Below are 16434 nucleotides of genomic sequence, written 5' to 3' on the forward strand. Positions count from 1 at the left end.
GACCCGGCGCGGGGGCCGGAGCCGGAGCCGGAGCCGGGGCGGCGGGCGCCGGGGCGGCAGCGGCCGGAGCGGGCGCCGGAGCCGGAGTGGGCTCCGGGGCCGGGGCGGGCGCCGGAGCGGCCGGAGCCGGAGCGGCGGCCGGAGCGGCACCAGCGGCACCGATGACGGCGAGCTTGGCGCCGACCTCGGCGGTCTCGTCCTCGCCGACCACGATCTCCAGCAGGGTGCCGGAAGCCGGCGCCGGGATCTCGGTGTCGACCTTGTCGGTGGAGACCTCCAGCAGCGGCTCGTCGGCGGAGACCTCCTCGCCGACCTCCTTCAGCCAGCGGGTGACGGTGCCCTCGGTGACGCTCTCACCGAGCGCGGGGAGGACGACGTCCGTGCCCTCGGCGCCGCCCGCGGGGGCAGCGGCGGGAGCGGGAGCGGGGGCCTCGGCCGCGGGGGCCGGGGCGGGCTCGGGCTCGGCGGCCGGAGCCTCGGCAGCGGCCGGGGCCGGCGCGGCAGCCGGCGCACCGGTGCCGTCGTCGATGACGGCCAGCTCGGCGCCGACCTCCACGGTCTCGTCCTCGGCCACCTTGATGGCGGTCAGGACGCCGGCGGCCGGCGCCGGGATCTCGGTGTCGACCTTGTCGGTCGACACCTCGAGCAGCGGCTCGTCGGCCTCGACGCGCTCACCCTCGGCCTTGAGCCAGCGGGTGACGGTGCCCTCGGTGACGCTCTCGCCGAGCGCCGGCAGGGTTACGGAAACCGCCATGGTTTCAGTTGCTCCTTACAAAAGTGGTGCGGATGTGGTCGCGCCCGGGACCGGGATCAGTCGTGGGAGTGGAGAGGCTTGCCGGCCAGGGCCAGGTGGGCCTCGCCGAGCGCCTCGTTCTGCGTCGGGTGCGCGTGCACGAGCTGCGCTACCTCGGCCGGCAGGGCCTCCCAGTTGTAGACCAGCTGGGCCTCACCGACCTGCTCGCCCATACGGTCACCGACCATGTGGACGCCGACCACGGCACCGTCCTTGACCTGGACGAGCTTGATCTCGCCCGTGGTCTTGAGGATCTTGCTCTTGCCGTTGCCCGCGAGGTTGTACTTCAGAGCGACGACCTTGTCGGCGCCGTACAGCTCCTTGGCCTTGGCCTCGGTGATGCCCACCGAAGCGACCTCGGGGTGGCAGTACGTCACGCGCGGCACGCCGTCGTAGTCGATCGGCACGGTCTTCTGACCGGCCAGCCGCTCCGCCACCAGCATGCCCTCGGCGAAGCCGACGTGCGCGAGCTGGAGGGTGGGAACGAGGTCACCGACGGCCGAGATGGTCGGCACGTTGGTCTGCATGTACTCGTCGACCAGGACGTAGCCGCGGTCCATCGCGACGCCCTGCTCCTCGTAGCCCAGGCCCGCCGAGACCGGCCCGCGGCCGATCGCGACCAGCAGCACCTCGGCCTCGAAGGTCTTGCCGTCGGCCAGGGTGACCTTGACGCCGTCGGCGGTGTACTCGGCCTTGTCGAAGAAGGTGCCGAGGTTGAACTTGATGCCGCGCTTGCGGAAGGCCCGCTCCAGCAGCTTGGAGCTGTTCTCGTCCTCGACCGGGACGAGGTGCTTGAGGCCCTCGACGATGGTCACGTCGGTGCCGAAGGACTTCCACGCGGAGGCGAACTCGACGCCGATGACGCCGCCGCCCAGCACGATCGCGGACTCCGGCACGCGGTCCAGCGTGAGCGCGTGGTCCGAGGAGATGATGCGGTTGCCGTCGATCTCCAGGCCCGGCAGCGACTTCGGCACGGAGCCGGTCGCCAGCAGGATGTGGCGGCCCTCGACCTGCTGGCCGTTGACCGCGACGGAGGTCGGGGAGGACAGCCGGCCCTCGCCCTCGATGTAGGTCACCTTCCGGGAGGCGACCAGACCCTGCAGGCCCTTGTACAGGCCCGAGATGACCTCGTCCTTGTACTTGTGGACGCCCGCGATGTCGATGCCCTCGTACGAGGTCTTGACACCGAACTGGGCGGCTTCACGAGCCTGATCCGCGATCTCACCGGCGTGCAGCAGCGCCTTGGTGGGGATGCAGCCGTTGTGCAGGCAGGTGCCGCCGAGCTTGTTCTTCTCGATCAGGGCGACGTCCAGGCCCAGCTGCGCCCCGCGCAGGGCAGCGGCGTAACCACCGCTACCGCCTCCGAGGATCACTAGGTCGAAAACGGTGCTGGCGTCGTTCGCCACGTCACGTCCTCCATGCATGGGTACGCCGGAGCCGGTCTCCGATGACCGGGCGGCGGCTGTGGTTCGGCCGCTTTTACTTCGGCCCTGGGTAAGGGGGGCCCTGTCCTGCCGAGAACCCATCTTTGCACTTGTTCCGTGAAGCCGGGACGGCGGGCCGTGCTGTGGGACCGTGATCGGCCGCCCCGTACGGGTTACTGAGGCGTACGAAATGTGCCGCTCCGTGCGCCGCCGCCAGGGAGGAGCGGTGGCGGGAAACGCGTGGACGTACGGATTTCGTCGAGGGCGAACGCGGGACGGAAGCGCGGCGCGCACGTGCCGACGGCCCCGGGCGGGCTGCCCGGGGCCGTGGCGTATATCACGGGCAACGACGGGGAAGGCCCCGGCGCGGCCGTTCAGCCCAGGTCGCCCGCGGCGGTGCGCTCGGCGAGCCGGACCAGGGTGCGCACCGCGGATCCCGTGCCGCCCTTGGGGGTGTAGCCCCAGGGCGCGCCCTCGTGGAAGGCCGGGCCCGCGATGTCCAGGTGCGCCCAGGGGATGCCCTCGCCGATGAACTCCTTGAGGAAGAGCCCGGCGACCAGGCCGCCGCCCATCCGCTCACCCATGTTGGCGAGGTCCGCGACCGGCGAGTCCATGCCCTTGCGCAGCTCGGACGGCATCGGCATCGGCCAGGACTGCTCGCCGACCTCCTCGGCGATCTCGTGGACGGAGGTGCGGAAAGCGTCGTCGTTGGCCATGATCCCGAAGGTGCGGTGGCCCAGGGCCAGCACCATCGCACCGGTCAGGGTGGCGACGTCCACGATCGCGTCCGGGGACTCCTCCGAGGCGCGGGTCAGCGCGTCGGCGAGGACCAGGCGGCCCTCGGCGTCGGTGTTGAGCACCTCGACGGTCTTGCCGCTGTACATGGTCAGCACGTCACCGGGACGGGTGGCGGAGCCGGACGGCATGTTCTCGGCGAGCGCCAGCCAGCCGGTGACGTTCACCTGCAGGCCCAGCCGGGCGGCGGCCACGACGGCGGCGAACACCGCGGCCGCACCGCTCATGTCGCACTTCATGGTCTCGTTGTGGCCGGCCGGCTTGAGCGAGATGCCGCCCGAGTCGTAGGTGATGCCCTTGCCGACCAGCGCCAGGGTCTTGTCCGCCTTGGGGTGGGTGTGCGCGATCCGCACCAGCCGCGGCGGGGTCTGCGAGCCCTGGCCGACGCCCATCAGGCCGCCGTAGCCGCCCTTCTTCAGCGCCTTCTCGTCCAGCACCTCGACCTTGAGGCCGAACTCCTTGGCCGCGGCCTGGGCCTCGGCGGCGAACGCCTTCGGGTCGAGGTCGTTGGGCGGCAGGTTGATCAGGTCGCGGGCGCGGTTGATCTCGGCGGCCAGCGCCTCGGAGCGCGCGGCGGCCGCCTTGAACTCCTTGTCGCGCGGCTTGCCGCCGAGCAGCGCGGCCTCGCCGAGCGGCGCCGACTTGGCGTCGTTCTTCTTGGCGCCCTTGCCGTTCCGCGCGCCGTTGCCGCGCCCGGCGATGTAGGAGTACGCGCCGAGCAGGGCGCCCTCGCTCACCGCGGCGGCCGCCTCGGCGTCCTCCAGGGGCAGCGCGAAGCCGGCCTTCTTGCTGCCGGTCAGGGCGCGGGCGGCGCTGCCCGCGGCGCGGCGCAGCGCCTCGTGGTCAAAGCCGTCGCCCTTGGCCGGCGCGTCACCGAGGCCGACCGCCAGTACGACCGGTGCCTTGAGGCCGTCCGCGGCGGGCAGCTTGGTCACCTCGCCCTCGGCACCACTCGCGCCGAGGGTCTCCAGCACGGCGGCGAGCTTGCCGCCGAAGGCCTTGTCCACGGCTTCCGCGCCGGGGGCGACAACGACGCCCTTGGCGCCCTTGGCCACGCCGACGACGACGGCATCCGCGCGCAGCGTCGCGGCGGAAGAAGTACTGAGGGTCAGTGCAGTCACGGTGATGGGGGTCCTGTTCCGTCCGGGGAATCCGTCTGCGCGCAGCGCGCTGCTCGGCTGAGCCTACGCTCGGTGGCGCCACAAGGCCCGTCCGATACCACACCGGCACATAACGGAGCCCCGGCAGTTGCCCCCATACCGGGTGAACCGGCCGACCGCGGGCGCCGGTTGGACGTACGGAAGGGGAGCGCGCAGGCCCTAACCGAGCGTCAGAACGACCAGTGCCGTGAGCCCCGCGCTCTCCGCGAGCGCCCCGAACACATCACCGGTCACCCCGCCGAACCGCCGCCGGCAGTGCCGGAGCAGCACCTCGCCCAGGCCGAGTCCGGCCGCCGCCGCGAGCCCGGCGTGCAGCGCGCCGTACGGGCCGAAGCCCGCCCCGGCGGCCGCGCATCCGGCGGCCACCAGCACCACGCACAGCAGTGCCGCCCGCGCCGGGACGCTGCCCGCGACCGCGGCGCCGAGCCCCTCCGGGCGGGCGGCCGGCACCCCCGCGCGGGAGGCGAGGGTCAGCGCACCCCGGGCGGTGACCGCGGCGACGGCCGCCGCGAGCGCGCCGTGCGCCCAGCCGTCCGCGTACCGCACGGCCAGCGCGGCGACCTGCGCGAGCAGGGTGAACAGCAGCGTGATGACCCCGAACGGGCCGATGTCGGACTGCTTCATGATGCGCAGCGCGTCCTCGGCGGGCTTACCGCTGCCCAGACCGTCGGCGGTGTCGGCGAGCCCGTCCAGATGCAGTCCGCGGGTGAGTACGGCGGGCACCGCGGCGGCGGCGACCGCGGCGAGCAGCGGCCCGGCGCCGAGCAGCAGCAGCGCCCCGCCGGCCGCGCCCGCGCACAGCCCGACGACCAGCCCGGCCAGCGGTGCGCAGAGCATCCCGCCGCGCGCCGCCGCCCGGTCCCAGCGGGTGACGCGGACCGGCAGCACGGTCAGCGTGCCGAACGCGAAGCGCAGTGCGTCGGACGGGGCCAGGGGAGCGGGGGTCTCGGTCATCGCGGCAGGCTATCCGGACGTCCGCAGCGTTTGACTGCCGGTTCCGGCCGCCCGGACAGGGCCTAATGGTGGCTATGTGTCCTTACGCGACAAAGGGGAGCGTGTGGGATGGGCCACTGGTGGTACCGCAACATCGTCGAGCCGGGGAAGCTGCCGCTGCTGCTCGCCCTCGCCTCGTTCGTGCTGACCTTCCTGGTGACCCGGGCCGTCACCCGCCTCATCCGCGCGGGCAAGGGCCCGTTCCGCAACGTCACCCCGGGTGGCGTCCATATCCACCATGTCGTCCCCGGTGTGGTGCTGATGGTCATCGGCGGCTTCATCGGGCTGGCCGGCGCCCGGCGCGGATTCGGCACCGGTATCGCGGCGGTGCTCTTCGGGATGGGAGTGGGCCTCGTCCTGGACGAGTTCGCGCTCATCCTCCACCTGGACGACGTGTACTGGACCGAGGAGGGCACCAAGAGCGTCGAGATCGTCATCCTCACCGTCGCGCTGGTCGCCCTGGTCCTCGGCGGCTTCCTGCCGTTCGGTGTCAACGAGCTGAGTCCGGACGAGGAGACCGACCGCTTCACGGTGGTGCGGACGGTGGCCGTCAACTTCCTCTTCGCGGTCGTCGCCCTCCTCAAGGGCAAGGGCCGGATCGCGGTCATCGGGGTGTTCGTGCCGTTCGTCGCACTCTTCGGCGCGGTCCGGCTGGCCCGGCCCAACTCACCCTGGGCCAAACGCTGTTACCGCAATCGCCCGAAGGCGCGGGCCCGCGCTCGGGTCCGCGCCTGCCGTCACGACCGGCGCTGGTCGTCGGTGCGCCGCAAGGTCGAGGACTTCATCGGGGGTGCGCCGAGCCGCTGACGTCCGGTGCGTCGCCGGGTGCCGTGCGCGGCCGCCCCAGCTCCTGCATCCCGCACAGCACCAGCACCGCCAGGATCGCCGCGATGTGCTCCTTGCCCGCGAGGTTGTTCTTGATGGAGACCACCTCGATGACCATCGCCAGCGCCACCGCGGCACAGGTGAACCAGGCGCGGTGGCGCCAGCACACGAACACCGCCAGCCCCACCACGGCCGCCGACGGCCCGGTGTCGATGACGTACTTGTCCGAGTCGGGCAGGCCGACCGGGCTCACCGGGCCGATCCAGATGCCGAGCCGGGCATACATCGTCCCGGCGAGCGTGGCCAGATACGCGACGGCCAGCGTCTGCCGCCGGCCCACACAGATCTCGGCGATCCCGAAGACCACCAGGATCTGTGCCAGGGCACCCCACACCGGCAGGTCCAGCGCGGGCACGAACAGCGACAGCGGGGTGCGCAGCAGCGCCAGCCACAGATGCTCGTCGGCCTGTACGGAGCCGATGTTCTGCACGGCCCGGTAGCCCCAGGCCTGGTTCTGCACGAACTGGAAGACCAGGGTGAGTCCCACGGCGGTGAGCGTCAGCGGGATCGCCCGCAGCCGCGACGCGGCGAGCGCGGTCCGGACCGTCCGCAGCAGCGGTCCCCACTCGGCGCGCGCGGCCCGGCGCAGGACGGTGCCCCCTCCCGGGGCCGCCGCGGGCCTTTCCCGCCGCCCCGCACCGGCCGAGCTCATCTCACGTTCTCCAGGTGCTTGCGGTTCAGCCACTTGGGCAGGCCGGGTGCTTCCAGAAAGCCTTCCGCGCGGCCGGCGGCAATTCCGATGCGCAGCAGATCGGTGCTCTTTTCGAAGAGCATGTACCGCGGCTCCCAGATCGGCCGGTACTTCGCGTTGGCGCGATAGAGCGATTCGATCTGCCACCACCGGGAGAAGAAGCTGAGCAGCGAGCGCCACAGGCGCAGCACCGGGCCCGCGCCGAGTCGCGATCCACGTTCGAAGACGGAACGGAACATCGCGAAGTTGAGTGAGAGCTGCGTGACCTCCACCTCTTTCGCCCGCTGGATCAGTTCCAGCACCATGAACTCCATCAGCCCGTTCTCGGAGTTCCGGTCCCGCCGCATCAGATCCAGCGAAAGGCCCTTCGCGCCCCACGGCACAAAGCTGAGCAGCGCCCGCAGCTCGCCCTCGTCCTCCCCGCCACCGCCGTCCCGGCATTCGAGCATCACGCAGCGCCCGTCACCCGGGTCGCCGAGCCGGCCCAGCGCCATCGAGAAACCGCGCTCGGTCTCCCCGTCGCGCCAGTCGTCGGCCAGCGCCAGCAGCCGGTCCATCTCCGCGGCGGGGATGTCCTCGTGGCGCCGGATGCGGACGGTGTAGCCGGCCCGCTTGATGCGGTTGTACGCCTGGCGCACGGTGCGCATCGCCCGGCCGTCGAGGGTGAACGCGCCGGTCTCCACGATCGCTTCGTCGCCCAGCTCCAGCGCGTCCAGGCCGTGCCGGGCGTAGATCGTGCCGCCCTCCTCGCTCGCGCCCATCACCGCCGGCGCCCAGCCGTGCTCCCGCGCCTCGGCCAGCCACACCTCGATCGCCCCCGGCCAGGCCTCCGGGTCGCCCAGCGGATCGCCGGAGGCCAGCGACACCCCGCCCACCACGCGGTAGGTGACCGCGGCCTTGCCGCTGGGGGAGAACAGCACGCTCTTGTCGCGGCGCAGCGCGAAGTAGCCCAGCGAATCGCGGTCACCGTGCCGCGCCAGGAGGGCCCGCAGCCGCTCCTCGTCGTCCGCGGTGAGCGCCTCGGTGCTCCGTACGGACCGGAACGCCGCCCACAGGACCGCGACCAGCAGCAGCGTGCTCAGCACATTGATCGCGACATCGACCTGGTTCGGGGTGGCGATCTCCGGGAACGCGCGGTCGTCGGCGGCCAGCGACACCAGCCGCATCAGGCCGTAGCGCCAGCGCTCCAGGAAGGTCGAGGAACCCGTCGCGGTGTTCGTGACGGTCACCAGCAGCGCCGCGAGCAGCGAGCTGGCCAGCAGACCACCGGCCGCGACCGCCGCCGCCAGTTTCGGGTTCGAGCGGTCGCCCTTCGCGGAGAACTCCCGGCGCCCGGCCACCAATGCGGCGGCGAACAGCACGGTCACGGCCAGCGACACCCAGTTCTGCACATGTCCGCGGAACTCCGGTGCCACCACCATCGCGAATCCGAACAGCAGCGCCAGCAGCCCGGACAGCGCCAGATTCAGAATCCACGCCGCCCGCTTGCGCCGCCGCAGGGTGACCGACAGGAAGAGCGAGAAGGCGCCGGACGCGAAGCCCGCCGTCAGCAGATACGGAGTAAAGAATTCCGCGATGTTGTGCCGGCGGATGCCATTCCCGAAGGAGACCCACACCGCACTCAGGAAATTGATGAAGGTGACCGTGCGCAGATACCAGATGCCGAACGCGGCACCACGCTGCGACCATGAGCCGCGCGAGCGGCCTTCGTCCGGACTCAACCGATGTCTCCCATAAAACGTGTAAAGCGCGATCTTATGGGGCGCCGCCGGTGGTCCGGTACGGGCGTGAAGTGAGTGCCCCGCCGGGACGCTCGTCCGCTCGCTGCGCAGGGCGCCGGCCACGGGGGGCCGGCTCCGGGTCAGTCGCGGACGGGCAGTTCCGCCGCCAGGGCCGCGGCCGCCTGCACCAGTGGCAGGGCGAGCAGCGCCCCCGTCCCCTCTCCGGCAGTGACGCCGTGGTCCAGCAGAGGGTTGAGCGCGATCCGGTCAAGAGCCTTCGCCTGCGCCGGCTCCCCGCTCGCCTGCCCGGCCAGCCACCAGTCCGGCGCCCGGAACGCCACCCGCTGCGCCACCAGCGCACACGCCGCCGAGACCACCCCGTCGAGGATCACCGGCGTCCGGCGCACCGCGCTCTGCAGCAGGAAACCCGTGATCGCGGTCAGATCCGCGCCGCCGACCGTGGCCAGCAGCTCCAGCTGATCGCCGAGCACCGGACGGGCCCGCCGCAGCGCGTCGCGGATCGCCGCGCACTTGCGCATCCACGCCAGATCGTCGATACCGGCCCCGCCCCGCCCGGTGACCACCGAGGCGTCCGTCCCGCACAGCGCGGCGATCAGGGTGCTCGCGACCGTCGTCCCGCCGACGCTCAGATCGCCCAGCACCACCAGATCGGTGCCGGCGTCGGCCTCCTCGTCCGCGACGGCCATCCCGGCCCGGAACGCCGCCTCGGCCTCCTCGGCCGTCAGCGCGTCCTCGATGTCGATCCGTCCCGAACCCCGCCGCACCCGGTGCCGGGTGACCTCCTCGGGCAGCTCCGCCGGATCGCAGTCCACCGCCAGGTCCACCACGCGCAGCCCCGCCCCGGTGTTCCGCGCCAGCACCGCGGCCGGGCTCGCCCCGTCCAGCACGGCCCGTACGAGATCCCGGGTGGAGCCGGCCGGCCGGGCCGACACCCTCAGCTCCGCCACCCCGTGATCCCCCGCGAACAGCAGCACCCGCGGCCGCTCCACCCGCCGCACCGGCACCTGCTGCTGCGCGGCGGCCAGCCACTCGCCCAGCTCGTCGAGGCGGCCGAGGGCGCCCGGCGGGACGGCCAGCCGCGCCCGCCGTTCCTCGGCGTCACGGCGCACACCGCCGTCGGGGCGCTCGATCAGATGGGCGAAGTCATCGAGGTTCAGGGCGCTCATTGGGCGCAGATTACCGTCAACTCACCACTGACGAGGCCCGCCGGGGGAACCGGCCGCCGCGAACCGCACCTCGCACACCAGCGGCGACAGCGCACCCAGCACCGGCATCCGGCGCCGCAGCCACCCCGCCGCGCCGCACCGCGCCCGCCGCCCCGGCGCCCGCACGGGGGCGACCTCGCGCACTGCGACGATGCCCGGGACCGCACGGGCCACCCGCGGCAGCTCGGCCCGGTCCAGGCCCCAGCGCACCGGCCCCGGCCACCGGTCGCCGCCCGGCCCCGCGGCCCGCCGGGCCAGTGCCGCCGCCGTCCGTGGCAGGGCGTCAAAGACCAGCGCACCACCGGGAAACCGCTCCGCGCACGCCGCCAGCAGCGCCCGCACCGCGGACGGCGGCAGCCGCACCAGCACCCCCGGCGCGGTGACCACCACGCCGCGCCACGGCTCCTCCACCGCGTCCAGCCAGCGGTGATCGGTCACCGCGCCGCCGACCGTACGCCGCCGGGCGCCGTCCGGCAGCAGTATCCGGCGCACCGCGGCGGTCTCCGGCGCCACCACCGTCAGCCAGTGCAGCCGCCCGTTGTCCAGCCGCCAGAAACCGGTGCCGAGCCCCTCCCCGAGCGCGACCACCGTCGCCTCCGGATGCTGCGCCAGGTAGCCGCGTACGGCCGCGTCGAAACGCCGCCCACGCGCCCCCGGCTCCCGGACGGGCCCGGCCTCCCACCCGTCCGCCGCTGCGCTCTCGGTCCGCTCGGATTCCGTCACACCTCAAGAGCACCCGGCACCGCGCCCCCGGGCAAGCGGACACGGGGCCCGCCGCCCCTCCGTCATCCACGCAGCGCAAGCGCCTGCCCCGCGACGACCAGCAGCACCTGTTCGCACTCCGCGCCGAACGCCGCGTTCAGCCGCCCCAGTTCGTCCCGGAACCGCCGCCCCGCCGGGGTCGCCGGGACCACCCCGGAGCCGACCTCGTTGCTGACCGCCACCACCCGGCGACGCGTCGCCCGCACCGCCGCCACCAGCGCCTCGGTCCGCTCCCGCAGCGCCTCCCGCCCGCCGGCCTCCCAGACCGCGTCGTCCCACGCCCCGACCTCGTCCATGACATGCGTCAGCCACAGCGCCAGACAGTCGATGAGCAGCGGGGACCCCTCGGCCGGCCGCCCGGCGCCGGGGTCCGCACCGGCCAGCAGCGGCACCAGGTCGCAGGTCTCGACGGTGCGCCAGCTGCTCGGCCGCCGCTCGCGGTGCAGCGCGACCCGCTGCGCCCAGTCCTCGTCACCGTCCCGGGTGCCGCCGGTGGCCACGTACACCACGTCCGGGAAGGCCACGAGCCGCCGCTCCGCCTCCACCGACTTCCCGCTGCGCGCCCCGCCCAGCACCAGCGTGCGCCGCGGCAGATCCGGCACCGCGTGGTACTCACCGACCCGCAGCGTGCTGCCGTCCGCCACCGCGCGGGCCCCCACCGCCGCCAGTCTGCGGTGCAGCTCCGGCCCCGGCGGCACCTCGTGGTCGAGGTGCACCGCGAGCACATCCGTCGCCGCGTCCACCGCCCCGCTCGCCCGCAGCCGGGCCAGCGCGTCGGGCCGCCCCAGCACGTCGAGCAGCACCAAGTCGTACGGGCCGGTGCCGCCCCCGCCCTCGTCACCGCCGCCCGCCGTCCGGCCGTTCCCGTTCCCGCCGCCCAGCCCGGACGGGGCCGCGCCCGGCGGCAGATACAGCAGCCGCTCGCCCTCGGTGCCGGAGATCTCGTAGCCGGTCCCCGGGATGTCCACCGCGAGGGCCCGCACCCGGTGCCCGTCCAGCAGCGCCAGCTCCCGCCCGTCCGCGACCCGGCCCGGCTGCGGCAGCCCGGCCGGTACCTCCAGCGCCGGACCGTCGTGCGGATGCGAGAGCAGCACCTGCCGCACACCCGCCAGCGACTGCCCGGCGCGGGCGGCCGCGAAGGCCGGGCCCGGGGTCAGATCGATCAGCAGCGCGCCGTCGACGAGCAGCGCGGTGGCCGCCCGCGCCTCGTCGCCGACGGCGGTCGCACAGGCGGCGCAGGGGCAGCCGGGCCGCGGCAGCCCCTGCGGGGCCCCGGTGCCGAGGAGAGTCACATCCACACCGCCGAGTTTCTCGCGTCCCCGCCCGGCGGGCGCGGCGGGGGCGGACTCGACACGGCCGTTAGGCTGCCGGTCAGCACGGAAGCACGGCCCGGCGGAGCACGGTGTGACCCGCTCCCCGGTGGCACGGATTCGTACCCGGTGGCATCCAGGAGGCGCAGATGGCGTGGACGTGGCGGTTCGAGAAGGCCGACGGCTCGGAGGCGGCGCCCGCCGTGCAACCGGAGGAGTTCACCACCCAGGGCGACGCGGAGTCCTGGATCGGCGAGGAGTGGAAGGCCCTCCTCGACGGCGGCGTCGACCAGGTCAGGCTCTTCGAGGACGGCACCGAGATCTACCCGGCCCCCATGAGCCTGCACGCGGACGCGGAGGCCTGAGGAACGACGACGGCGGGCCGGTCCCCTGAGGGGTCCGGCCCGCCGTCATCTCCGCAGCTACGGGCGCTCGCCGCGCTTCACCTGCGGCTTCGGCAGCCGCAGCCGGCGCATCTGGAGCGTCCGCATCACCGCGTACGCCTTCACGCCCTTGTAATTCTCGTTCGGGAAGCGTTCCGGCAGCAGCTTGCCCAGCCGGAACCAGATCAGGACCGAGTCGAGCACGATCAGCACGATGATCACGAGCCACAGCAGCAGCGCGATGCTCTGGATCGACGGCACCCGGACCATGGTGAGCACCAGGATCACCACGGCCATCGGCAGGAAGAACTCCGCCACGCACCAGCGCGAGTCGACGTAGTCCCGCGCGAACCGGCGCACCGGTCCCTTGTCGCGCACCGGCAGATACCGCTCGTCGCCGCTGGCCATCGCCTCGCGCTGGCGGGCCATGTCGGCGCGGCGGGCCTCACGCTGCGCCTTCGCCGCGTCCTTGCGGTTGGTCGGCGTATGCGCACGGGAGCGGCGCTGCGACTGGGCGTCGCTGCGCTTCGGCGTCGGGCGGCCCTTGGGGGCCTGCGGGTCGCGGGGCTGCTGGGGCTGGTCCGCGGTCACCTTGGCGGTCGCGGCCTGCTCATCCTTCGAACGGCTTCGGAACACAACACCCAAGGGTACGTGCTCGGCGCGGCTGAGCCACGGTCCGACGGGGCACGATCCGGCAACGGCGCGTCCCGCGTCGGGCACCCCACCGGTGCGACAGCCCTGCCGTATCGGGACAGAGCGGGCACCGTGCCGATTGTCCGGACTCTCCCTACTCCTTGGGCGGGAGGAACGGCGCCACCCGATCGTCCTGGAGGAGGAGCGCATCCGGGTCCGAACAGTGCGGTAATGGAACCAGGGCCCGTACTGTGGGGTCTGTAGATGTGCTGGAGCCTAAGCCCGAGGTGACTCGGTCAGAAGGGGGCGCGCGAGGCCCATGAGCGATGGTGTCATGAAGCGGATGGGGATGATCTTCCGCGCGAAGGCCAACAAGGCCCTGGACCGGGCCGAAGACCCGCGCGAGACCCTCGACTACTCGTACCAGAAGCAGCTGGAGCTGCTTCAGAAGGTACGCCGCGGCGTCGCCGACGTGGCGACCTCCCGCAAGCGCCTGGAGCTGCAGCTCAACCAGCTCCAGGGCCAGTCCGCCAAGCTGGAGGACCAGGGCCGCAAGGCGCTGGCGCTCGGCCGCGAGGACCTGGCCCGCGAGGCGCTGACCCGGCGCAGCGCGCTGCAGCAGCAGGTCTCGGACCTGGAGCAGCAGCACCAGACGCTGCAGGGCGAGGAGGAGAAGCTCACGCTCGCGTCGCAGCGGCTGCAGGCCAAGGTCGACGCCTTCCGTACGAAGAAGGAGACGATCAAGGCCACCTACACGGCTGCCCAGGCGCAGACCCGGATCGGCGAGGCCTTCTCCGGCATCTCCGAGGAGATGGGCGACGTCGGCATGGCCATCCAGCGCGCGGAGGACAAGACCGCGCAGCTGCAGGCCCGTGCCGGTGCCATCGACGAGCTGATGGCCTCCGGCGCGCTGGACGACCCGTCCGGTATGGCCAAGGACGACATCACCGCCGAGCTGGACCGGCTCTCCGGCGGCAGCGACGTCGAGCTGGAGCTGCAGCGGATGAAGGCCGAGCTCTCGGGCGGCCCGTCCGGCGGCCAGCAGGCCATCGAGGGCGGCCAGAACGGTGCGGCGCAGTCCTCCCCGCAGCAGGACCGGCCGCGTTTCGACAAGCAGTGACGGACGGCGGCGGTTAGCCTCGCAGAGATCGTCGGACCGGACCAAGGGAGACCGTCGTGATCGTACGGATCATGGGGGAGGGCCAGGTGAAGCTGGACGACGCCCACTTCACCGAGCTCAACAAGCTGGACGATGAGCTGCTCGAAGAGATGGAGAGCGGCGACGAGGCGGGCTTCCGGCGCACCCTCGGCGCCTTGCTGGACGCGGTGCGCCGCCTGGGCACCCCGCTTCCGGACGACGCCCTGGAGCCCTCCGAACTCATCCTGCCGTCCCCGGACGCCACCCTGGAAGAGGTCCGCGAGATGCTCAGCGACGACGGCCTCATCCCGGGCTGACACCCCGCCGCCCCCGCCCTGCACTCCTTACTCCAGCGCACCGCGCCCCGGCCCCGCGAGGGACCGGGGCGCTACCGTTTGCTCTTGTGAGCCTCCTCGACCCCCGCCCGGACGCGTCCCGCGCCGGCCGCTTCCGATGGCACCGGAAGCATCCGCTCGCCTTCGACGCCGTCGTGGCCGGGGCCGCCTTCGCCTGCATACTCTTCGGCGCGGTGGCCGATCCGCACGGCCCGCACGGACCGCGCTTCGCCGCCCACGAGCCGTCCGCCGTCACCGTGGTGCTGGCCCTGCTGGCCTGCGCCGCCCTGGTGCTGCGCCGCCGGCTGCCCCGTACCGTCCTGGCCGTCACCGGTGTGCTCACCGTCGTCGAACTGATCGCCCGCGGCAGCGACCCCCGCGCCCCGGTGGCCGCCTCCGCCGTGATCGCCCTCTACAGCCTGGCCTCCCGCACCGACCGGCCCACCACCTGGCGGGTCGGCGCGCTGACCGTCATGGCGCTGACCGCCGCAGCCATGCTCTGCGGGCCCCGCCCCTGGTACGCCCAGGAGAACATCGGCATCTTCGCCTGGACCGGGATGGCCGCGGCGGCCGGTGACGCGGTCCGCAGCCGCCGGGCCTTCGTGACCGCCATCCGTGAGCGCGCCGAACGCGCCGAGCGCACCCGTGAGGAGGAGGCCCGGCGCCGGGTCGCCGAGGAGCGCATGCGGATCGCCCGTGAGCTGCACGACGTCGTCGCCCACCACATCGCGCTGGTCAACGTCCAGGCCGGGGTCGCCTCGCACGTCATGGACAGCCGCCCCGACCAGGCCAAGCAGGCGCTGGCCCACGTGCGTGAGGCGTCCCGTTCGGCGCTGGAGGAACTCCGCGCCACCGTCGGCCTGTTGCGGCAGTCCGACGACCCCAAGGCGCCGACCGAGCCGGCCCCGGGCCTCGGGGTGCTCGACCAGCTCGTCGACGGGTTCGTCCGGGCCGGCATCCCGGTCGACCTGGACATCCCGCAGGAGCCGCTGCCGCTGCCCGCCTCCGTCGACCTCACCGCCTACCGTGTGGTCCAGGAAGCCCTGACCAATGTCCACAAGCACGCCGGCGAGGGCGCCCGTGCCACGGTCCGGATCAGCCACTCCGGCACCACGCTGACCGTGACCGTGCTGGACGACGGCGCGGGCCGGGCCGGCGTCCCGCGGCAGAAGGGCGGCGACCGGCCGCCCGTGGAGCCGGGCGGGCCCGGCGAGCCGGAGGAACGCGGCGGCGGCCACGGCCTGGTCGGCATGCGCGAGCGGGTCTTCGCGCTGCGCGGCACGGTCGTCACCGGCCCGCGCGCGGCCGGCGGCTTCCAGGTGCGGGTGACCCTTCCACTGCAGACCGTCCGTACGGGGGAGACGCTGTGACGATCAAGGTGCTGCTCGTCGACGACCAGGCGCTGCTGCGCAGTGCCTTCCGGGTGCTGGTCGACTCCGAGCCGGACATGCGGGTGGTGGGGGAGGCCTCCGACGGGGCCGAGGCCTACGAGCTGACCCGGGCGGAGCGGCCCGACGTCGTGCTGATGGACATCCGGATGCCCGGTGTGGACGGCCTGGCGGGCACCCGCATGATCAGCGAGGACCCGGAGCTCACCGACGTCCGGGTGGTCATCCTGACCACCTTCGAGGTCGACGACTACGTGGTCCAGTCGCTGCGGAACGGTGCCAGCGGCTTCCTCGGCAAGGGCGCCGAACCCGACGAGATGCTGAACGCGATCCGGATCGCGGCGGCCGGCGAGGCGCTGCTCTCGCCCGTCGCCACCAAGGGTCTGATCGCCAAGTTCCTTGCGCAGGGCGGCAGTTCCGCCGACGGCGGGCCCGGTGGCACGGCCGGCGAGCGGCTGGCGACGCTGACCGGCCGGGAGCGCGAGGTGCTGACCCTGGTGGCCGGCGGCCTGCCCAACGACGAGATCGCCGAGCAGCTCGCGGTCAGCCCGCTCACCGTCAAGACGCATGTGAACCGCGCGATGGCCAAGCTCGGCGCCCGCGACCGCTCCCAGCTGGTCGTCATCGCCTACGAGACCGGACTCGTACGCCCACGGGTGCAGTGACGGGCGTAGCGGCCCCTACTCCGAACGCGGTACGGCTTCCGACCGGAAACCGACTTGCGAGCGAGGAAAACCGGCCAGGGCATGGCGGAAGGTGTAGATGGGCCCGAGAACGGTCCCGTCGGCCTTGTAGAA

Annotated in this window: 16 protein-coding genes; 6 read left to right on the plus strand and 10 right to left on the minus strand. The window is 73.2% G+C overall.

Features of this window, described 5'->3' with window-relative positions:
- The 4 genes from ACFW5B_RS33150 to ACFW5B_RS33165 all read right to left on the minus strand — a co-directional run.
- The coding region (locus ACFW5B_RS33150) for a biotin/lipoyl-containing protein (protein WP_386448063.1) at window positions 1-754 on the minus strand (754 nt) is incomplete at its 3' end.
- Window positions 755-810: 56 nt separating this feature from the next.
- On the minus strand, window positions 811-2199 hold the full coding sequence (lpdA, locus tag ACFW5B_RS33155; RefSeq protein WP_386448066.1) for a dihydrolipoyl dehydrogenase: 1389 nt from the start codon (window positions 2197-2199) through the stop codon (window positions 811-813).
- Between the two features lie 392 nt (window positions 2200-2591).
- Window positions 2592-4133 carry a leucyl aminopeptidase gene (locus ACFW5B_RS33160; protein WP_386448069.1) on the minus strand — a complete coding sequence of 514 codons (1542 nt, stop codon included), beginning with the start codon at window positions 4131-4133 and terminating at the stop codon, window positions 2592-2594.
- Between the two features lie 198 nt (window positions 4134-4331).
- Window positions 4332-5126 (minus strand): adenosylcobinamide-GDP ribazoletransferase, encoded by a 795-nt coding sequence (locus tag ACFW5B_RS33165; protein WP_386448072.1) that lies wholly within the window; start codon window positions 5124-5126, stop codon window positions 4332-4334.
- A 108-nt stretch (window positions 5127-5234) separates the two neighbouring features.
- Here ACFW5B_RS33165 and ACFW5B_RS33170 point away from each other — a divergent pair, with 108 nt between their 5' ends.
- Window positions 5235-5972 (plus strand): hypothetical protein, encoded by a 738-nt coding sequence (locus ACFW5B_RS33170; protein ID WP_386448075.1) that lies wholly within the window; start codon window positions 5235-5237, stop codon window positions 5970-5972.
- Here ACFW5B_RS33170 and ACFW5B_RS33175 read toward each other — a convergent pair.
- The 5 genes from ACFW5B_RS33175 to ACFW5B_RS33195 all read right to left on the minus strand — a co-directional run bounded on the left by ACFW5B_RS33175 (window position 5947) and on the right by ACFW5B_RS33195 (window position 11748).
- Complete coding sequence (locus tag ACFW5B_RS33175) at window positions 5947-6702, minus strand: hypothetical protein (RefSeq protein ID WP_386448078.1); 756 nt, start codon at window positions 6700-6702, stop codon at window positions 5947-5949. The genes ACFW5B_RS33170 and ACFW5B_RS33175 overlap by 26 nt on opposite strands.
- Window positions 6699-8462, minus strand: a complete 1764-nt coding sequence (locus ACFW5B_RS33180; RefSeq protein ID WP_386448081.1) for a phosphatidylglycerol lysyltransferase domain-containing protein — start codon at window positions 8460-8462, stop codon at window positions 6699-6701. The genes ACFW5B_RS33175 and ACFW5B_RS33180 overlap by 4 nt, the downstream gene beginning before the upstream one ends.
- Before the next feature lie 140 nt (window positions 8463-8602).
- The gene (gene cobT, locus ACFW5B_RS33185; protein WP_386448084.1) at window positions 8603-9649 is read right to left on the minus strand and encodes a nicotinate-nucleotide--dimethylbenzimidazole phosphoribosyltransferase; all 1047 of its coding nucleotides are present in this window, start codon (window positions 9647-9649) and stop codon (window positions 8603-8605) included.
- 21 nt (window positions 9650-9670) lie between these two features.
- A complete protein-coding gene (locus ACFW5B_RS33190) occupies window positions 9671-10411 on the minus strand; it encodes a class I SAM-dependent methyltransferase (RefSeq protein ID WP_386448087.1) in 741 nt (246 codons plus the stop codon).
- Between the two features lie 62 nt (window positions 10412-10473).
- Window positions 10474-11748: a bifunctional adenosylcobinamide kinase/adenosylcobinamide-phosphate guanylyltransferase gene (locus tag ACFW5B_RS33195; protein WP_386448089.1), complete on the minus strand. Its 1275-nt coding sequence runs from the start codon at window positions 11746-11748 to the stop codon at window positions 10474-10476.
- 161 nt (window positions 11749-11909) lie between these two features.
- Here ACFW5B_RS33195 and ACFW5B_RS33200 point away from each other — a divergent pair, with 161 nt between their 5' ends.
- Window positions 11910-12125, plus strand: a complete 216-nt coding sequence (locus tag ACFW5B_RS33200) for a hypothetical protein (protein WP_386448092.1) — start codon at window positions 11910-11912, stop codon at window positions 12123-12125.
- 57 nt (window positions 12126-12182) lie between these two features.
- Here the strand turns inward: ACFW5B_RS33200 and ACFW5B_RS33205 are convergent, their stop codons facing one another.
- Window positions 12183-12779, minus strand: coding sequence for a DUF3043 domain-containing protein (locus ACFW5B_RS33205; RefSeq protein WP_386448095.1), 597 nt, complete (start codon window positions 12777-12779; stop codon window positions 12183-12185).
- Window positions 12780-13095: 316 nt separating this feature from the next.
- Here ACFW5B_RS33205 and ACFW5B_RS33210 point away from each other — a divergent pair, with 316 nt between their 5' ends.
- The 4 genes from ACFW5B_RS33210 (at window position 13096) to ACFW5B_RS33225 (ending at window position 16302) form a co-directional block, all read left to right on the plus strand.
- A complete protein-coding gene (locus ACFW5B_RS33210) occupies window positions 13096-13896 on the plus strand; it encodes a PspA/IM30 family protein (RefSeq protein ID WP_386448098.1) in 801 nt (266 codons plus the stop codon).
- A 56-nt stretch (window positions 13897-13952) separates the two neighbouring features.
- Window positions 13953-14231 carry a hypothetical protein gene (locus ACFW5B_RS33215; RefSeq protein WP_386448101.1) on the plus strand — a complete coding sequence of 93 codons (279 nt, stop codon included), beginning with the start codon at window positions 13953-13955 and terminating at the stop codon, window positions 14229-14231.
- An 86-nt stretch (window positions 14232-14317) separates the two neighbouring features.
- Window positions 14318-15619: a sensor histidine kinase gene (locus tag ACFW5B_RS33220; RefSeq protein ID WP_386448104.1), complete on the plus strand. Its 1302-nt coding sequence runs from the start codon at window positions 14318-14320 to the stop codon at window positions 15617-15619.
- Window positions 15616-16302, plus strand: coding sequence for a response regulator (locus ACFW5B_RS33225; protein WP_386448107.1), 687 nt, complete (start codon window positions 15616-15618; stop codon window positions 16300-16302). Before ACFW5B_RS33220 ends, ACFW5B_RS33225 begins: the two co-directional genes overlap by 4 nt.
- The last annotated feature ends 132 nt before the right edge of the window (window positions 16303-16434 follow it).

It is taken from the genome of Streptomyces sp. NPDC058773 (genome assembly GCF_042746015.1).
Lineage (GTDB): Bacteria > Actinomycetota > Actinomycetes > Streptomycetales > Streptomycetaceae > Streptomyces.

Coding starts and splice junctions, on each gene's coding strand:
- ACFW5B_RS33175 (WP_386448078.1), bottom strand. CDS start 6,702: ATGAGCTCGGCCGGTGCGGGGCGGCGGGAAAGGCCCGCGGCGGCCCCG.
- cobT (WP_386448084.1), bottom strand. CDS start 9,649: ATGAGCGCCCTGAACCTCGATGACTTCGCCCATCTGATCGAGCGCCCC.
- ACFW5B_RS33210 (WP_386448098.1), top strand. CDS start 13,096: ATGAGCGATGGTGTCATGAAGCGGATGGGGATGATCTTCCGCGCGAAG.
- ACFW5B_RS33170 (WP_386448075.1), top strand. CDS start 5,235: ATGGGCCACTGGTGGTACCGCAACATCGTCGAGCCGGGGAAGCTGCCG.
- ACFW5B_RS33165 (WP_386448072.1), bottom strand. CDS start 5,126: ATGACCGAGACCCCCGCTCCCCTGGCCCCGTCCGACGCACTGCGCTTC.
- ACFW5B_RS33200 (WP_386448092.1), top strand. CDS start 11,910: ATGGCGTGGACGTGGCGGTTCGAGAAGGCCGACGGCTCGGAGGCGGCG.